The following is a 16017-nucleotide window of genomic DNA, read 5'->3' as shown; positions in this document are numbered from 1 at the left end:
ATAACTGCTCATTTTTCACGCAAATCTGTTTGGAAAATTCAGCAGCTTATGGTTGTAATTAAATTCGCGAAGACATGAAAAAATCAATCTCACTCTTGTCCAGGTTGGTTGTTGTTGCTCTTTGTACATTTTTATGGTTTGGATGTACAGAAAAGAGAGTTGACATTACAGCTTACGGCCCTGAAGTACTCAACGCTTGGAATCAAAAAATAATGGAAATCGCTGTGGAAGAAGATGGTCTACTTACCCTTAAGGGCCTCCGGACCATCTCAATGATGCATATCGCCATTCATGATGCCCTTAATTCAATTTCACCTGTCTACAACAACTATTCTTTTTCTGAACCAAATGGGCAAGGTGATCCATTGGCAACTGCTGCTTACGCTTCATATCTGGTAGCAACTGCGCAATATCCGGACAGAAGAGATGAATTTGATGCAGAACTCCATCTTTGGCTCCCTGATCCTGAAAATCCATATTCCAATGCCAAAGCACTTGCTGAAAAATCGGTAAAAGCTATTCTACAAAAACGTCAGCAAGATGATTGGGACGGTGAAGCCGAATATACTTGGCATCCTATGGCTCCAGGTGTCTATGCAGAGTTCAACGAGCATAGTGGAACTCCAGAAGGTTTTATTTTTGGTTCAGGCTGGGCAAAGGCAGAGCCATTTATGCTGCCCGAGCCTGATCATTTTCGATCTCCACCTCCGCCAGATATCCAAAGTGAAGCATATACTGAGGCTTTTAATGAAGTAAAGGAAGTTGGCAGTACTCAAAATGAAACACGGACAGCAGATCAAGCCCATTTAGCTATGTGGTGGAAGGATTTTGTGGAAAACTCCCATAACCGATTGGCTCGGCAACTGGTGCTAAAAGAAGAATTAAATCTATGGGAAGCAGCACGGCTCTACGCATTAATGAACATGGCAGTATACGATGCCTATATCAATGTTTTCGATAACAAGTTCCATTACAACCATTGGAGACCTTATACTGCCATCCGCTGGGCAGAAAATGACGAAAATCCAAATACCCAACCAGATTTGGAATGGAACAACCTTCACAAACACACCTATGCATTTCCTTCGTATCCCTCGGCTCATGGCACCGCAAGTTCTGCAGCCATGGAAACCTTGGCGCATACGTTAGGTAAAGGAAACGACTACGATTTTGTAATGGTGACCCAGGAAGTGGACATTGCCGGACCGTTTTCGGAGAAAATGGAGATGCATCCCCCTACACGGTCATTTACAAGTTTTACCGAAGCGGGATTGGAAGCTTCACTATCGCGTATCTACCTGGGCATCCATTTCCGGTATGATTCAGAGGAGGGGCATCGGCTAGGACGAGAAATTGGTAATTATGCCGTTAAGCATTTTTTAATGCCCCTAACAGAGAAAGGCGGACAGTAATGCCCGCCTTGGTTTTCAAATAAACTGGGGTTACGCCTTAACTGGTTCGTTCCAGATGCCAGTGGTTACTGTTCTTTCCAGATATTCTGAAAAATCTGTGGGCTTTCTTCCCAACACTTTTTCAATATCCCTTTTGATAACCTGATTATCAGGATTGGTGAGTACTTCGGCGAACAAATAATTAATCAGCCAAACGTAATCCGCAGGGACACCTTGATCTTCCATAGCTTTTACATAATCATCCAGGGAAATAGGCATAAATCCAATCTCCCTACCCGTAATCTTGGAGATGTCGTGAATGACTTCCCTAAAGGTCAACAACCTTAGACCCGTCAATTCGTAGATTTCTCCATTGTGTTCCTCCTTCAATAAAGCTTCAACCACCACATCGGCAATGTCATCGGCGTCCACATAAGGAACTTCAACATCGGCGTGGGGTAAAGCCACAAATCCTTGCTGAATGGGTTCCAAGAAAAAGCTTTCGCTAAAATTTTGGTTGAACCAACTGGCACGAACAATGGTATTTGCCACCCCAGAATCAATGACGACTTGCTCACAGCGCTCCGCCTCTTTTTCACCTTTACCGGATAACAACACTACCTTTTGGATGTTTTGTCGCTTTGCTTCCTCCATCAATCCCTGAATGGCCTCAAATGCCCCGGGTACGGCCAAATCGGGTTGAAAAGTAATATACATGCTATCCATTCCTTCCATGGCCTTCGCCCAAGTTTCTGGTTTGTCCCAATCAAATGCGGGAGTTTCACTTCGGGATCCAATACGCACATTATGTCCCAATTTTGATAGCCGTTCTGCCACTCGGCGGCCTGTTTTTCCTTTTCCGCCCAATACTAAAATGTTGTTTTTCATGATTTTCTAATTTTGATGTTATACTTTTTATTGTTGTTTTGGTTTATGCACCTTGAAATACCAAAAGAGGGTGCTTATCCCGATGAATTCCAGACCGATTAGCCAGAAATCCAGAGATCCAAAGAAGCTTGCATAGGTCCCTCCAGATGGAAGAATCAATAAGGGCACTGTGATCAAAGCGTCCATGGTTGCGCTTACCAAAAGCATGACCAATCCCAAGTTTAACCCGTGGGTTAAGCTGCCCTTGCGATAGTACAACCAAGCACCTGCCCATACCAAAATGGGGACTACCAAGGCCAACCCAATATTGGCTTGTACATATCTGTTTTCCAGTATAGGTAGCTCGTAAATCAATGTGAAAGCAGATACCCCTAGAATCCAGATCGCGATGGATATTCCTAATGTTTTTATTGTTTTCATTTCTTTGGTTTTTTTGATGACAAGACAAAACTACCTTGGGTTTTCTGGCTTGATTTGTTCAAAACGGAGGAAGATTTGTTCGAAAAGGATAACTTTGAAAACATGTTTGGAACTTGGATCAGCAAGCGCCGATGGCGCACCCTTAGATTCTATATGATTGGTTGGACCTTGAGTTTTGTCTTTCTAAGTATCGTTCGTGGTGTGGGCACTGAAGAAGTGGGAACTCTTAAGTTTGAATTTCTGGACAGCCTGCTTATTGCCTTTTCTTTGGGACCCATCATGGGATTCGTTTCTGGCTTGGCTCAAATTATTTCCGAAGAACGGATCTATAAGAATATTTCACTTAGAAAGTTTCTGCTTATACAGCTACTCTACACACTCCTATTTATGGTTCTCCTAGTGGTAGTTGCCTTCGGCATATACAGTCTGTATTTTGGAACGTCCATTGATCTGCTCACTTTTGCATTTGATACAGGAAGTGTGGCCATTTATTTTTACGTGACCTGTGTGAATATTTTTTTGTCCATTCTTCGGCAGGTAAACCTTATGCTTGGGGAAGGGAATTTGGTCAAATTGATTATGGGAAGGTTCTACACGCCCCATGAGGAAGAACGCATCTTTATGTTTTTGGACCTACAAGCCTCAACTACTTTGGCTGAGCGATTGGGTCATGTAACCTATAGCAAATTGGTACAGGATTGTTTTAACGATTTGGGAATTGCTGCGGCCAATAATGGAGAAATATATCAGTATGTGGGGGATGAGGCCGTGTTGACCTGGCCTTTGGAAGAAGGCATTCATAATCAGAATCTACTCAAGACCTTTTACAGGTTCAAACAGCAATTGGAAAGCAAGCGGGAGTATTACGAGAACACCTACGACTGCCTTCCCTTTTTTAAAGCTGGCGTACACGCCGGTATTGTTACGGTAACCGAAGTGGGGAAATACAAAAAGGAAATAGCCTATCATGGCGATACTATCAATACCGCAGCCAGGATTCAAGGGCAGTGCAACAATTTGGGCAGTGAACTTTTGGTATCTGAGACTTTGAAAAATCATCTGGATGACTCCCATTACATTTTTGAACATATTGGGAGTGTGCCGCTCAAAGGGAAAAAAGGTACCGTATCCATTTGTTCGGTTCGTACGGATACACACTAGCTACCCTCGTATTTGACTGGGACGAAAACCGTATTTTTTTGCAAAGGCGTTGGAAAAGGAACTCAAACTGTCATATCCAACATGCCATGCGGCCTCCTGCACCGAGGCCTCCTGATTTCGCAATAGGTCATGCGCCTTGGACAATCGTTCGTTTTGGAGATATTTAAAAACCGGCACCCCAAAATAAGCCTTGAAGTTCTTTTTCAGTTTAAAGCTGTTCAATCCTATTTGCTTGGAAAGTTCTGATAAGGAAGGAGGTGCATCCAGGTTTTGTGCCAAGATCTCCTTGGCCTGCACCAACTTTTCCTTTTCAGATGTTTTGATTCCGTCCTCATCCCGCTGTGCCAATTGTCCAAAAAAATGGGATAGCAAAGTCGTAACCTGACTACGGAAAAACATCATTTTGGTCTTTCCTTGGTAGGGCGAATGAAATATCTGGTGGACAATGGACTGCATCTCTGGGGTCATATAAAATTTGGGGCCCTGCACATAATGGTCGGAAGGATGCACCAACTGGTTCAACATCTGCGCAAACAACTCCCCCTCCCCATGGGGTAACTTTTCCAAATTTCTAGGTGAGGTGGCAATCAGAATGCATTCCAGGGGTTTATTTGCGGAGACCGTATGGACAAATTCCACCTTGTCATCGGCATAAAAGGATAAAGCAAGTCCTTTACTATGCCGATACGCCTTTTCTTTCCCTTCAAATTGGACGCTTAGTTCCACATTTCCCGCTCCATAGAAGGCAACCGCAATTACCGGCTCATCAAAAGTGCAAGAATCAATGGTAATTGCCTTGGAATCTGCCTCTTCCACTAAAACTATAAAGTCGTTGATGTCCAATAACTCTCTGATCATTCGTCATATATATAGGTACTTAAATTTACGTAATTTGAAAACAACACATTAACCTAAACCATACACAAATGGACATTTTTAATACGTACATCCCGGAAGGGTTCCAAACGGTTAGTAGCTACTTATTTGTTTCTGACCCCATTCAGGAAATTAGCTTTCTAAAAAATGCCTTCCATGCCCAGGAATTAAATCGAACAAACATGCCCAATGGCGATGTGGCCAATTGTATTCTTAAGATTGGTAATAGTTGCTTTATGATCAGTCAGGCCCGTGGGGAATTTGAAGGAATGCGCACCTCCTTTTATTTATTTGTAAACGATGTAGATCGTATGTACCAACACGCTTTGGATAATGGAGCCGAATCTGCTCTTGAACCAGCCGATATGTCTTATGAAGATCGGCAGGCAGGGGTTAAAGACCCAGCTGGCAATTATTGGTGGATTTCCAAAAGGCTGGTACAAAAACCTTACAACTAGTAGGTTACAATCATTCCGATATCACTTTGACTTAGAATTGATTGACCTTTTTCTACAAAATAGCGGTAATATAAAAAAATGTGCTACTTTTGTAGACGACTGGTCTAATACAATATGGAAACAGCAAAGGAAACTACTTTACAGCGTATTTTAAAAATTGGGGGGGATCTGATTATTCAAAAGGGATTCAACAATGTGGGCATCAATGAAGTCTTAAGTGCCGTGGATATTCCCAAGGGTTCCTTTTATTACTATTTCAAAAGCAAGGAAGATTTCGGACTGCAAATCATTAAGAATTATGGGGATGAGTCCTTAAAGTTGCTCAACTCCTACTTTAAGGATAAGACCAAGAATCCCAAGGAGCGCTTCATGACCTTTTTCCAGGATATTAGACTAGTGTACATCCAGAAAGACTTTACAGAAGGCTGTTTGCTGGGGAATTGTAGCTTGGAACTAAGCGATTTAAAATCGAGCTATGCCCATGGGGTTGCCCATGAGCTTGATCGGTGGGAAGCGCTATTTGAAGCTTGCATCAAGGAAGGGCAAGAGGATGGTAGCATTGGCAATACCACAGATGCAAAAAAATTGGCAGCCTACATGCTCAACAACTGGGAAGGGGCCATCCTAAGGATGAAGTCCACCAAAAGTGCAAAACCCCTCTCCCTCTTTATTGAATTTACAGAAGAATTATTAACCTAAATTTTTTTAACCATTTAGTAGACGACTAGTCTACTATATAATTGAACATCATGAAAAAAAACATCTTAATTACAGGAAGTAGCAGCGGATTTGGATACCTAACTTCTCTATCGGCCGCAAAGGCAGGCCACAAAGTTTGGGCTACTATGCGCAATGCCAATGGCAAGAACTTGGAAAAGAAAAAAGAACTGGAACAAATTGCATCCAAAGAGGCTTTACAGCTTAAAGTGCTTGAACTGGACGTCACGGATTCCAACTCTATAGATCACGCCGTGGAAACCATTGTTTCAGAAGACGGTAAAATTGATGTGCTGGTCAACAATGCAGGGGTCATGTTTGTAGGTATCACGGAAGCGTACAGCTTGGAACAAATCCAGAAGCAATTCGATGTGAACTTCTTTGGTATTGCACGAACGGTAAAGGCGGTGACCCCCCACATGAGAAAAGCTGGGGATGGCTTGATCATTAATACCACTAGCCTGGCTGGAAGACTTGCATTCCCCTATTTTGGCGTGTATTGCGCCAGCAAACATGCTGTTGAGGCATATTCACAATCCCTGCGATACGAATTGGCTCCTTTTGGCGTGGAAGTGTGCATCGTAGAACCAGGACCGTTTGGCACCAATCTTTTATTTACTGGGCCCAAAGAAGCTGACCAAATAACCTTTGAGGCCTATGGCGTCTTTAAGGAAGTTCCCCATGCCATGCTCAAAAATTTTGAAGGTCTTTTCAATAGCGATGATGCCATTGATCCTCAATTGGTAGCCGATGACACCTTAAAACTTGTTGAAATGGACAAAGGCAACAGGCCTACCCGAACAGTTTCGGGAATCGATTATGGCACAGTGGAATTTAATGCAAAGACCCAACCTATTCAAGATGCCCTGATCAAAGAAGAATTGCAAATGGAACACTTGCTCACCGTTTCCCTAAACTGAGCTAAAGGAAACCAAAAAGCAAAATCCCATACCTCAAGGTTTTGGTTGTGGAAAGCGCATTCCTATATTATAGCTTGAATGCCACATACTTGTTGATGGCGGGGCTATGCCCCGCCAAATCCTTATTTGACTTTAAATAACTAACCATGATTAAAGAATACAAGCGCATTGATCTTTTTGGGAAATTGTTGTTTGAAAAAGCCCTCATTTTACCCCCTTTTAGGGCACCCAACCCCATGCATAACGAGGCCTGTTTTCTTCATGTCAGGGAAGGGGGTTATAAGTCCTTTTCAGAAAGTGAATTCCTTAAAATAAACACCAAGCAGTCTGTATTAATGAAGTGTGGCAACTATGTGGGGCAAATGGTTTCAGATAAAAAAACTGGACAATACCAGGCGGTTGCCGTGCATTTCCATCCAGAAGTACTGCGAAGAATATATGGGAACGACCTTCCCAACTTTTTGGTCAATAAAAAGAAGAACACACCACGTCACAATATGGCACTGATTGAAGCCTCAATCCCGGTGGACAAATATGTAGAAGACGTGCTGTTCTACTTTGATAACCCTCATTTGGTCAACGAGGAGCTCCTTTGCCTAAAAACCAAGGAGATTGTCCTGCTTTTGATGCAAACGCAGAACGCACCTCACATTCTTCAAATACTGGAAAACCTTTTTACAGAGCGAACGGTGGATTTTAAAACCACCATAGCGGCTCATATTTTCTCGGAAATAAGCATCAACGAACTGGCCCAACTTACCCATATGAGTCTCTCCACCTTTAAAAGGAAGTTCAAGGAAATCTACCAACTACCTCCCCAACAGTATATCCTTGGTCAACGTCTGGCAAAAGCCAAAGATTTATTGCAGGTCTCCGATGATTCTATCCAGGACATTGCCTTTGCAACAGGCTTTAAAACCATCCATCACTTCTCCTTTAAATTCAAGCAGCATTTTGGTAGCTCCCCTTCCAAATATAGATTGGGCTTCCTAGGTAAATAGTTGGCCCTGAGCCTAAAATTCTTCTCCCGTTTCATCTGCAACTTTGTGTCCTTGAATGAGTTAAATCTAAATCAATGACATCATGAAAAAAACAATCACCCTCAGTTTAATGCTAATGGCCACAGTGGTTCTTAGCGGATTCATTATTTCAAAAACAGCAAACAAAGACAAGGAAACAATTACAGACAAGGATGAACAAATTATCAATACCGCGTTCTTTTATCTCAAAGAAGGAAAGGAAAAAGATTTTGAAAAACTGCGAAGCAGAGGTAATGTGCTCCTGGAAAAATATGGGGCCAAAATAGAGCGGGTCATTAAGCCAAAAATGTTGGCCATGGGCGACCTGGATCTGCCCGATGAAATCCATTTTGCGGTATATCCCAATGTAGCCGCCAAAGAAGCGTTTGACAAGGATCCTGAATTTCTAAAGTTAAAGCAGGACTATATTGCCACCTCTGTGGAAAAAATGTTCGGCTTTGCCACCCAGAATGATCCAAACTTTCCGTTTTTCAGAGAAATTGGGGACGCCACCAAAACCTATGGTATTGCCTTGATCTATTATAAGGAAGGGAAAAAGTTTCAAGAGCAGTTTACGGAATACCACAATGAGGCTTGTGAGATCATCCCAGAGTTTGGAACCCATTTTGAGCGCTTTCTAATCCCATTTGCCTCCGCAAACGACTTGGTGGAGCAACCCAATGAGATTCATAGATTTTATTTTGACAGTCCTGAGGGGATGCAGCAAATGGTCCAGGATTCAAGGATGCAGGCCCTTTTTCCCAAACGGGATGATAGTTTAAAAAATCTTGTCTTTATTATTGGTGAAGCCTTGCAATAAACAAAATGACCGAAAAAAACGGGGCTTTAAGCCCCGTTTACTACTATGGTTTAAATGTTGTTATTGGCCTGAAGTAACTTCATTTTTTCTAAAACCCCATTGACAGCTTTGGTCATGGATTTGGCGGAAATTGTAGCTCCTGAAATGGCATCAATATCCGTCCCATACTCCAGGGAATTCTCCGAGGTTTTGCCAATAAATTGTTTTAACCACCGCTGACTCCCTATTTGCCGACCATGATTCTCTCGATAAATCAGCACTTTGGTTTTTTTAACGCTCAGATCTGGATTAAAAAGCACCACATAGTCAAAAATATCCTTCATGCTAGGGGCCTTTCCCAAATAGGCGTAACCCAAAATCTCGTTTTGAAGCAGTATTTTAAACAAACTGTCTTCGCCTAAATCTACATTCATAGGTTGAAGTTCAAAATCTTCAACTTCAAAAGTGGTTTGTACGGCACTTTCCAACTTTTGCTGTAAACGGGGCGAAATCTTATCGGAGGTAAAAGCCAAAAAGAAAAAGGCCATGCACAGCACGACCCAATTCTGAAAATTGTACTTATTTGCTTTCTTCATTGGTTTGGCCTGAATCCGCAACAAACTTGTTGATCAATTGGGAAATTTCTCCAGCACCTGCTTCTGCTTTTTCTAAAGGGTAAAAGTGCATAAACATAGGTTTTTCGTCTACTTTTTTGCGCAGGGTTAAATCCCCTTGACGGTCATAGACTTGGTCCCAAGAATCGCGAACATTGGCCCAAAACTCCTTATGTTCGTTCCACCAATCCACAGCCAACTGGCATTTGGAATCCTCCACTTTTTTATAAATATTCATCCCTTTTTCTTGGGCCAACAGTACATCGGCCTTCCCATCCTTCCGGATAATCTTATCGTTGTCCTGCTCATGAACCCAACCATAGGAAGTGATTTCCTGACGGTTACCTCGTTTCATAACGTTGTAGTCGCTTCGTTTGGAGTATTCGCGTCTTGGCAAAGGTGAATCCGTCTTGTTTTCCCAGTAATGTTTGCCGTCTACATGTACCCATGTGGCAGAACCGGAATAGCGTGGGCTATCGTCCACCTGATATACTTTTTGGCTCCATTGGCCCTTAACTTGTTCCTTCGGAAGCGTGCCAAATTTCCAATTGTTGTCCTTGTCGTAGTAGAACACATTTTGGTTTTCGTATTCCCAATCCTGACGCCAATGTTTGATGACCATGGAATCATTGATCACCAATAAATGTTGGATGGAAATCTTGTTTTTTTCGTCAACAATGGGCAAAGCCAGTTCCAAGGCACCCGCTGTATAGTCCATTTTCTTCTCGTAATCGATTTCAGGGGCAAAGGTCTCCGTGTACTTAAAAGTGATGTCGTAGCAACCGCACATGTCCAAAATAGCTTGGCGGTCCAAATCCTTTTTTTTCTGCGCTTGCATAATTGTAGTTGCACTTACCAATAGTGCCCATAAAATGGTTGATTTCTTCATAGTGGTATTCTTATAGATGAATTAAAAATTGAGTGACAAAAATATTAATTTTATTTAGACTGAATTAAAATAACTTATATATTTGTCGACAATTAATCAAGAATGAATCTAAATAACCAAATATACGTAGTCGCACTATCTTGTTTATTAGGTATTTACAGTAACGCGCAGCAGCTTGATTCTTTAGGGCAAGAAACCATGTCGCTAAAGCATTTGACTGAAGTTATAGTGACCGGAGAGAGTAAAGTGATGTCGCTCAGCAAGAAATTATTTGCCGTTGGGGTGGTAGATCAAAAGGACATTGCCAAAGTTGCGGGTAACAATCTTGCCGATATACTGAACTATAACCTCAACATCACAATTACCCCGGATGCCTCCACTGGAAGATCAACTGTGAACATGTTTGGCTTGGATGGGCAATACGTGAAAATCCTGATTGATGGCATCCCCGTGGCCAGTGACAACGGAGTGGGCAACAACATCGATATCACCCAAATCAACTTGGAGGATGTTGACCGTATCGAAATCGTGGAAGGTTCCATGGGAGTATTATATGGGGACAATGCCGTAGCGGGGGTTATCAATATTGTAACCAAGCGGGGCTTGGAAGGTGATTATGCCTGGCAGGTACAGGTTTCAGTGCAAGAAGAAACCGTAGGTGACGAATATGCCCTGTTCGATGAAGGCCGACACATCCAAAACTTCAAAATCAGCAATCAGGTCAATAACAAATTGGGCTATTCCATTGGAGCATCCAGAAACGATTATGCTGGCTTTTTTAACAACTTCCGAGGTAAGGATTATGTCAATATCCAAGATAATACCTTGATCAATGACGGTCTCCGCGGAACCGAGTGGAATCCTAAGGAACAACTAACCGCATTTGGTAACCTAAATGCCACCTTGGGCAAGCACAATATCTTTTTTAAGCTGCAGTACTTTGATGAAGAGGTGACTGTTTATGATCGAAACGTAACCGGACGCTTGGATCCCGGCACCGGTTTGGTAAACCCAACCGCATTGGATGAAATTTTTGAAACCGATCGCTGGGTCAACAACCTCACCGTTTCGGGTCCTTTAAAAGGACAGACCAACTACAATCTGTTCTTTTCATACCAGGACCAAAAACGCTACTACCAACAATATGTTTACAACATTCTACAGCAGGGCATTGAATCCTTTATTTCGGATGACCTGAGTCAGTCCAGTAAAATTTACTATTCCAAGGGTTTTGTATCCAACATCGTCCCCAAATCGGAGTTTTTTAATTCGCAGTTGGGGTATGAGTTTACCCGCCAAACCGGGTTTGATGCCATTGCCACCGGGGAATATTCCAATGATGTGGTAGAAAATACTTTGGAAAACTATGACTTTTTTGGAGTACTGGATTTTAATCTAACGGACAAGCTATCCTTTTATCCAGGGGCAAGATTCACCAACAACTCCCAGTTCGGTAACCAATTGATATGGTCCCTGTCCTCTACCTATGATTTTACAGATACCTTCAAACTAAAAGCCGTCTTTGGCTCAGCCTTTAGGGCGCCCAATTTTGAGGAACTTTTCTTTTACTTTGTGGATGCCAACCACAATGTTCAAGGCAATCCCAACCTGCAACCCGAAGATGGAATTTCCGTGTTCTTGAATTTGGAAAACAAGTACAAAATCGGGGAAAGTGGCCTCCTAAAATCGGCGATTAAGTCCTATTACTTTGATATTCAGGACAAGATTGCCAGCGTGGTAACCGCGGATGACAATGACCGAAGCCTCTTCACTTTTGCCAATGTGGATTTTTCCAAAATTTTGGGCTTTTCGTGGGAGAACAGCATCAAATTGGATCGTTGGCAAGCTGGATTGGGCGCAACTTATATGGGCGAATCCACCGCCATTGAAGGGTCTGAAGATAGTAATAGCGACTACCTCTGGAGTTTCAATCTTCAGACTACCTTGGGCTATACCATCCCTTCTTGGAAAACCACTCTTTCCACCCAACTAAAGTATACTGGAAGAACACAGGTTTTGGTCCCTGGGGATAGCGGTCCCGTGGTAGGGCAAACGGATGATTTCACCTGGATGGATGCTTCTGTCCGAACAAGTTTAACCAAGGATTTGGATATCACCCTTGGTGCCCGAAATATCTTCGACATTGTTACCGTAAACGCCTCCGATGTTCCCTCAGGAACTCATGCATCCAATTCAACTGCCAGCAGGTTGTTCGGTAACGGGAGATCCTATTTTTTAAAACTATCATACAAATTAAACCTTAATTAAAAACCATGAAAAAACTTACGTTTTTATATGTGTCGCTGTTTTTGGCGATTTTGAGTTCTTGCAGTAGTGATGATTCCGATGATCTTATTGATTTCTCGGTAACCTTTAGTTCTGCCACCATTAGCACTTCGGAAACGGATACCACCAAGGAAATCACCTTAAATTTTTCTAGGGCGGCCACGGAAGCAGGTACCATCACTGTGTCCTTTACGGGTGAAAATGCGGTTTACGGCACCGATTTCTCTACCGTTCCAGCAGCAACCTCCGGAACCATTTCCCTTCCTGTAGCCGTTGGCGACTTAAGCTCTACTATCACCTTCACCAAAATCTTGGATCCCATTGAGGGAACCACCAAGTCGGTGACTTTCGCTTTGGATGGTTTTGACAATACGGACTGGCTAAATGGTTCCGTAAACTCAGCCACGGTCAGTTTTTCACCCATCGCGGCCTTAAATGGAATCATCGATTTGGAAAACGGGGGTTCCAACATGCCCAATCAGGTTTATTTCGACTTTAGCTCCGGAGTTCAAACTGCGGTTAAACGGGATACTTGGGAACTAGGTCTGTTCAATGGTACTGAAAACCGGGTGTATTTGAATGCCGCCTTATTGGTATCGGCCGCTGAGTTGGATGGAATTACCGATCTACTTTCGGTAACTGAAGCCACAGCCTTGACCACTCCCTTGGAATTGAACACCTTGGACCCCATGACCTTTCAACCAACCACAGTAACCGTAAACACTGTGGAAGAACTACTTCAAGGATTGCCTGTGGGTTATTTCCAGTATGGGGATATTGACCAAGGTGTTGTATTTACCGATAGCTGGCAAGGGGATTTGGAAGGGACAGCCTTTGCAGAGATTTCCACAACGGCCGACGAGAACCATGTTTACATTGTGGGTCTTGGAAACGAGATTCCTACCGAAGCCGCCGAACCTGGAAGTATCAACACTACCGGCGACCATCGAGGCTTTATGAAGGTGCGGATCTTGAGCGATGGAAGCAATTATACCATTCAATATGCCGCCTTGGACGAGACAGCCAATTTCTCTGAGGTTACAGTTCCCAAGAATTCCAGCTACTTGGTGTCCGGCTTTAGCCTGACCGATGGTCAAAGCGTAAGTGTAGAACCAGCAGCTGATGCCTGGGACATCAACTTTAGTGGGGTGTTTTCCTATTACGGCTATCAAGGTCCGCTTGTTGCCGGATTGACCTATTCTGACTTTGCCGTGCACAACACTTTAGGGGGTGCTGGACTGTACCAGATAACCACCTATGAAAAGAATTCCGAAGGTGTGGTTACTGAGTTCGACGTGCCTTCCTATGCCAATTTTGCCAGGGGCGATGTGGACGAATCCGCCTTGGTTTACGATGACAGAACCGTAATCGGTAGTGGCTGGAGAGATGCCTTTGGCGGAGTATTAAAGGATGACCGCTATTATGTGCTAAAAGATACCGCGGGCAACTTTTATAAGATGATGTTCACGGCTTATATAAGTAACGAAGGGGTACGTGGTAACGCCCAATTTACCTACGAAAGACTTTAAAACGGACATCATGAGTGTTAAGAATATTGTTTTTATAATCCTTCGTCTGATTTTGGGAGGAATGATGTTCTACGGAGGCATCCAGAAGTTTCAAAAGCCCATTCCTTCCCCCGTTGAAGTGGTGGAGAAAGCCGAGAAGTTCAAAGCTCCAGAAAAGGAAAGTACCCTTCAAAAAATATTGTACATCAGTGGAGCCAAACAGACCGGATACTTTTGGCAGGTACTGGGTATTTGTGAATTGCTATTTGGTCTGTTGGTACTGTTGCAAGGTACCAGTTTTGTGGGTGCAATTTTCTTGCTGCCTATAACCTTGCACATCTTTTTATTCCATCTGTTCCTGGAGGCCGATGAACTGGGTGAACTGCTCGAGACCGGAGGTCTGTTTGCCATCAACATTTTGCTCATCATTAAAGAAAGAAGCAAGTGGAAGCACCTGCTTTGGATCAAACCGATTTAGTTAGGTTGGTTTAGTTAGATTTTTGTGGAAAACGGGGCTGTTTAGCCCCGTTTTTGTTTCTAAATTACAACCTCCTATCCCCTTCTGCAATAGCCACATCATTGATACTCGCGTACCGCTTCTTCATCAGGCCATTTGGATCAAACTCCCAATTCTCATTGCCATGGGCACGGAACCATTGTCCGTCCTTGTTTTGATACTCATACTCAAAGCGGACTGCAATACGATCATCCCCATGGGCCCAATACTCCTTTTTGAGTTTATAGTGTCTTTCGTTTTCCCATTTGTCGGTCAAAAAAGCTTGGATTTCTTCCCGCCCATTAATGAACTGCGACCGATTTCGCCACTCGCTGTCCACCCTATAGGCTTTGGAAACTTTTACGGGATCTTGACTGTTCCAGGCATCTTCCGCCAATTGTATTTTCTGTTTGGCCGTCTCCAAGGTAAATGGAGGAATCGGCTGCTTTACTTCTTGTTCCATAGTGTGTAGTTTATACCAACCTAAGTCGGATGAAAACCCAAAACACTACCCGCAACCTCATGAAAAAAAATGAGCCACGGGCAGTGCACCTAATTACGGGTTGTTAACTTATTTTATCTTGTTTTTAGCTAGGAAATTACTGATGTACCCCGCAATCTCATCCCCTTTTTCCTCCAGGGCAAAGTGGCCCGTGTTCAACAAATGGAACTCCACGTTCTTAAGATCACGTTTGTACGGATGGGCACCTGAGGGAGGGAAAATATAGTCGTTCTTTCCCCACACGATCAAAGTGGGAACCTGGTATTCCCTAAAGAGCTTTTGCCATCCCGGGTAACGATCCACATTGGTGCGGTAGTCGTAGAACATGGCCAGCTGGATTTCGTTGTTCTCTGGACGGGTCAAGTGTTGCAGGTCATGGTGCCAGTTATCTGGGCTTATTTTGGTACTGTCCTGCACCCCATGCAGGTACTGCCATTTAAGACCTCCCAATTGGTGAAATCCTTCCAGGGGCTTCTTGTTTTCTTCTGAATTATTGGCCCAAAGCTTGCGCAAGGGATCCCAGAAATCTGCCAAACCTTCTGTATAGGCATTTCCATTTTGCACGATGAAGGCTTCTACCCTTTCCGGATGTTTCTCAAAAATGCGATAGCCTACAGGAGCACCATAATCCATTAGGTACAAGCTGTACCGATTGATCTTGAGCTGCACCAACAATTCGTCCACTATCTCCGCAAAATTGTCAAAGCTATACTCAAACTCGGACATGGGGGGTTGGGAGCTGCGTCCATAGCCAGGATAATCCGGAGCTATCAAATGGTAATCTTGGGACAAATCTTCGATTAGATTTCGGAACATGTGGGAAGAAGTGGGATAGCCGTGCAACAACAAAAGGGTTGGGGCATCTTTGGGTCCTGCTTCGCGATAAAAAATATCCAAACCGGCCACCTTGGCGGTATGAAAAGTGGTTGGATACGTGTCTACACCGGACTTGTTTCGTTGTCCGTTAAGGTTCGAGGCCGCAAAAAGTGCCATTACAAATACTACTAGAATTGATTTACTTGTTTTCATGATTTTAATATTAATTGTTGTTTTTGTTATATTACCGAACGTTC

17 protein-coding genes are annotated in these 16017 nt (G+C 43.2%); 10 read left to right on the top strand and 7 right to left on the bottom strand.

Features of this window, described 5'->3' with window-relative positions; genetic code table 11:
* Positions 1-74: 74 nt before the first annotated feature.
* Positions 75-1412, top strand: a complete 1338-nt coding sequence (locus tag ACRHOZ_RS18990; RefSeq protein WP_431129166.1) for a vanadium-dependent haloperoxidase — start codon at positions 75-77, stop codon at positions 1410-1412.
* Between the two features lie 30 nt (positions 1413-1442).
* Here the strand turns inward: ACRHOZ_RS18990 and ACRHOZ_RS18985 are convergent, their stop codons facing one another.
* Positions 1443-2279: an NAD(P)H-binding protein gene (locus tag ACRHOZ_RS18985; RefSeq protein WP_431129164.1), complete on the bottom strand. Its 837-nt coding sequence runs from the start codon at positions 2277-2279 to the stop codon at positions 1443-1445.
* Between the two features lie 27 nt (positions 2280-2306).
* Positions 2307-2699 (bottom strand): DUF5367 family protein, encoded by a 393-nt coding sequence (locus tag ACRHOZ_RS18980; RefSeq protein ID WP_431129161.1) that lies wholly within the window; start codon positions 2697-2699, stop codon positions 2307-2309.
* A 102-nt stretch (positions 2700-2801) separates the two neighbouring features.
* Between ACRHOZ_RS18980 and ACRHOZ_RS18975 the strand changes: the two genes are divergently transcribed.
* Positions 2802-3860 (top strand): adenylate/guanylate cyclase domain-containing protein, encoded by a 1059-nt coding sequence (locus ACRHOZ_RS18975; protein ID WP_431129158.1) that lies wholly within the window; start codon positions 2802-2804, stop codon positions 3858-3860.
* On the opposite strand, the gene ACRHOZ_RS18970 is transcribed toward ACRHOZ_RS18975, so the two are convergent.
* Positions 3861-4718, bottom strand: a complete 858-nt coding sequence (locus ACRHOZ_RS18970) for a helix-turn-helix transcriptional regulator (protein ID WP_431129155.1) — start codon at positions 4716-4718, stop codon at positions 3861-3863.
* Between the two features lie 68 nt (positions 4719-4786).
* Between ACRHOZ_RS18970 and ACRHOZ_RS18965 the strand changes: the two genes are divergently transcribed.
* From ACRHOZ_RS18965 to ACRHOZ_RS18945, 5 genes are all read left to right on the top strand, one after another.
* Entirely contained in the window at positions 4787-5194 is a 408-nt protein-coding gene (locus ACRHOZ_RS18965; RefSeq protein WP_431129152.1) for a VOC family protein, read from the top strand.
* A gap of 114 nt (positions 5195-5308) precedes the next feature.
* Entirely contained in the window at positions 5309-5893 is a 585-nt protein-coding gene (locus ACRHOZ_RS18960) for a TetR/AcrR family transcriptional regulator (RefSeq protein ID WP_420400812.1), read from the top strand.
* Between the two features lie 50 nt (positions 5894-5943).
* The gene (locus ACRHOZ_RS18955; protein WP_431129148.1) at positions 5944-6831 is read left to right on the top strand and encodes an SDR family oxidoreductase; all 888 of its coding nucleotides are present in this window, start codon (positions 5944-5946) and stop codon (positions 6829-6831) included.
* A gap of 146 nt (positions 6832-6977) precedes the next feature.
* Positions 6978-7832, top strand: coding sequence for a helix-turn-helix transcriptional regulator (locus tag ACRHOZ_RS18950; RefSeq protein WP_431129145.1), 855 nt, complete (start codon positions 6978-6980; stop codon positions 7830-7832).
* 82 nt (positions 7833-7914) lie between these two features.
* Complete coding sequence (locus ACRHOZ_RS18945) at positions 7915-8670, top strand: hypothetical protein (protein ID WP_431129142.1); 756 nt, start codon at positions 7915-7917, stop codon at positions 8668-8670.
* A gap of 50 nt (positions 8671-8720) precedes the next feature.
* Here ACRHOZ_RS18945 and ACRHOZ_RS18940 read toward each other — a convergent pair whose 3' ends face one another.
* Together ACRHOZ_RS18940 and ACRHOZ_RS18935 are read right to left on the bottom strand one after the other, a co-directional pair.
* Complete coding sequence (locus ACRHOZ_RS18940; protein ID WP_431129139.1) at positions 8721-9245, bottom strand: FMN-binding protein; 525 nt, start codon at positions 9243-9245, stop codon at positions 8721-8723.
* A complete protein-coding gene (locus tag ACRHOZ_RS18935) occupies positions 9229-10152 on the bottom strand; it encodes a DUF6607 family protein (protein WP_431129136.1) in 924 nt (307 codons plus the stop codon). Before ACRHOZ_RS18935 ends, ACRHOZ_RS18940 begins: the two co-directional genes overlap by 17 nt.
* A 198-nt stretch (positions 10153-10350) precedes the next feature.
* On the opposite strand from ACRHOZ_RS18935, the gene ACRHOZ_RS18930 reads away from it, so the two are divergent.
* From ACRHOZ_RS18930 to ACRHOZ_RS18920, 3 genes are read left to right on the top strand one after another with little or no spacing between them, the layout of a single operon-like run.
* A complete protein-coding gene (locus ACRHOZ_RS18930) occupies positions 10351-12420 on the top strand; it encodes a TonB-dependent receptor plug domain-containing protein (protein ID WP_431129133.1) in 2070 nt (689 codons plus the stop codon).
* Positions 12421-12425: 5 nt separating this feature from the next.
* Positions 12426-13967 (top strand): HmuY family protein, encoded by a 1542-nt coding sequence (locus ACRHOZ_RS18925; protein ID WP_431129130.1) that lies wholly within the window; start codon positions 12426-12428, stop codon positions 13965-13967.
* Positions 13968-13977: 10 nt separating this feature from the next.
* On the top strand, positions 13978-14424 hold the full coding sequence (locus ACRHOZ_RS18920) for a DoxX family membrane protein (protein ID WP_431129127.1): 447 nt from the start codon (positions 13978-13980) through the stop codon (positions 14422-14424).
* A gap of 64 nt (positions 14425-14488) precedes the next feature.
* On the opposite strand, the gene ACRHOZ_RS18915 is transcribed toward ACRHOZ_RS18920, so the two are convergent.
* Together ACRHOZ_RS18915 and ACRHOZ_RS18910 are read right to left on the bottom strand one after the other, a co-directional pair.
* On the bottom strand, positions 14489-14905 hold the full coding sequence (locus tag ACRHOZ_RS18915) for a DUF1348 family protein (RefSeq protein WP_431129124.1): 417 nt from the start codon (positions 14903-14905) through the stop codon (positions 14489-14491).
* Positions 14906-15013: 108 nt separating this feature from the next.
* Positions 15014-15973: an alpha/beta fold hydrolase gene (locus ACRHOZ_RS18910; RefSeq protein WP_431129121.1), complete on the bottom strand. Its 960-nt coding sequence runs from the start codon at positions 15971-15973 to the stop codon at positions 15014-15016.
* Between the last annotated feature and the right edge of the window lie 44 nt (positions 15974-16017).

The sequence above is a fragment of the Flagellimonas flava genome, from assembly GCF_050617915.1.
Classification (GTDB): domain Bacteria; phylum Bacteroidota; class Bacteroidia; order Flavobacteriales; family Flavobacteriaceae; genus Flagellimonas; species Flagellimonas flava_A.
The sequence above is the reverse complement of the archived record's forward strand: the minus strand, read 5'-3'. Positions and strand labels throughout refer to the sequence as shown.

Excerpts from the sequence above, each read along its gene's own strand:
- ACRHOZ_RS18990 (WP_431129166.1), top strand. The coding sequence starts at position 75 with ATGAAAAAATCAATCTCACTCTTGTCCAGGTTGGTTGTTGTTGCTCTT.
- ACRHOZ_RS18985 (WP_431129164.1), bottom strand. The coding sequence starts at position 2,279 with ATGAAAAACAACATTTTAGTATTGGGCGGAAAAGGAAAAACAGGCCGC.
- ACRHOZ_RS18980 (WP_431129161.1), bottom strand. The coding sequence starts at position 2,699 with ATGAAAACAATAAAAACATTAGGAATATCCATCGCGATCTGGATTCTA.
- ACRHOZ_RS18975 (WP_431129158.1), top strand. The coding sequence starts at position 2,802 with ATGTTTGGAACTTGGATCAGCAAGCGCCGATGGCGCACCCTTAGATTC.
- ACRHOZ_RS18970 (WP_431129155.1), bottom strand. The coding sequence starts at position 4,718 with ATGATCAGAGAGTTATTGGACATCAACGACTTTATAGTTTTAGTGGAA.
- ACRHOZ_RS18965 (WP_431129152.1), top strand. The coding sequence starts at position 4,787 with ATGGACATTTTTAATACGTACATCCCGGAAGGGTTCCAAACGGTTAGT.
- ACRHOZ_RS18960 (WP_420400812.1), top strand. The coding sequence starts at position 5,309 with ATGGAAACAGCAAAGGAAACTACTTTACAGCGTATTTTAAAAATTGGG.
- ACRHOZ_RS18955 (WP_431129148.1), top strand. The coding sequence starts at position 5,944 with ATGAAAAAAAACATCTTAATTACAGGAAGTAGCAGCGGATTTGGATAC.
- ACRHOZ_RS18950 (WP_431129145.1), top strand. The coding sequence starts at position 6,978 with ATGATTAAAGAATACAAGCGCATTGATCTTTTTGGGAAATTGTTGTTT.
- ACRHOZ_RS18945 (WP_431129142.1), top strand. The coding sequence starts at position 7,915 with ATGAAAAAAACAATCACCCTCAGTTTAATGCTAATGGCCACAGTGGTT.
- ACRHOZ_RS18940 (WP_431129139.1), bottom strand. The coding sequence starts at position 9,245 with ATGAAGAAAGCAAATAAGTACAATTTTCAGAATTGGGTCGTGCTGTGC.
- ACRHOZ_RS18935 (WP_431129136.1), bottom strand. The coding sequence starts at position 10,152 with ATGAAGAAATCAACCATTTTATGGGCACTATTGGTAAGTGCAACTACA.
- ACRHOZ_RS18930 (WP_431129133.1), top strand. The coding sequence starts at position 10,351 with ATGTCGCTAAAGCATTTGACTGAAGTTATAGTGACCGGAGAGAGTAAA.
- ACRHOZ_RS18925 (WP_431129130.1), top strand. The coding sequence starts at position 12,426 with ATGAAAAAACTTACGTTTTTATATGTGTCGCTGTTTTTGGCGATTTTG.
- ACRHOZ_RS18920 (WP_431129127.1), top strand. The coding sequence starts at position 13,978 with ATGAGTGTTAAGAATATTGTTTTTATAATCCTTCGTCTGATTTTGGGA.
- ACRHOZ_RS18915 (WP_431129124.1), bottom strand. The coding sequence starts at position 14,905 with ATGGAACAAGAAGTAAAGCAGCCGATTCCTCCATTTACCTTGGAGACG.
- ACRHOZ_RS18910 (WP_431129121.1), bottom strand. The coding sequence starts at position 15,973 with ATGAAAACAAGTAAATCAATTCTAGTAGTATTTGTAATGGCACTTTTT.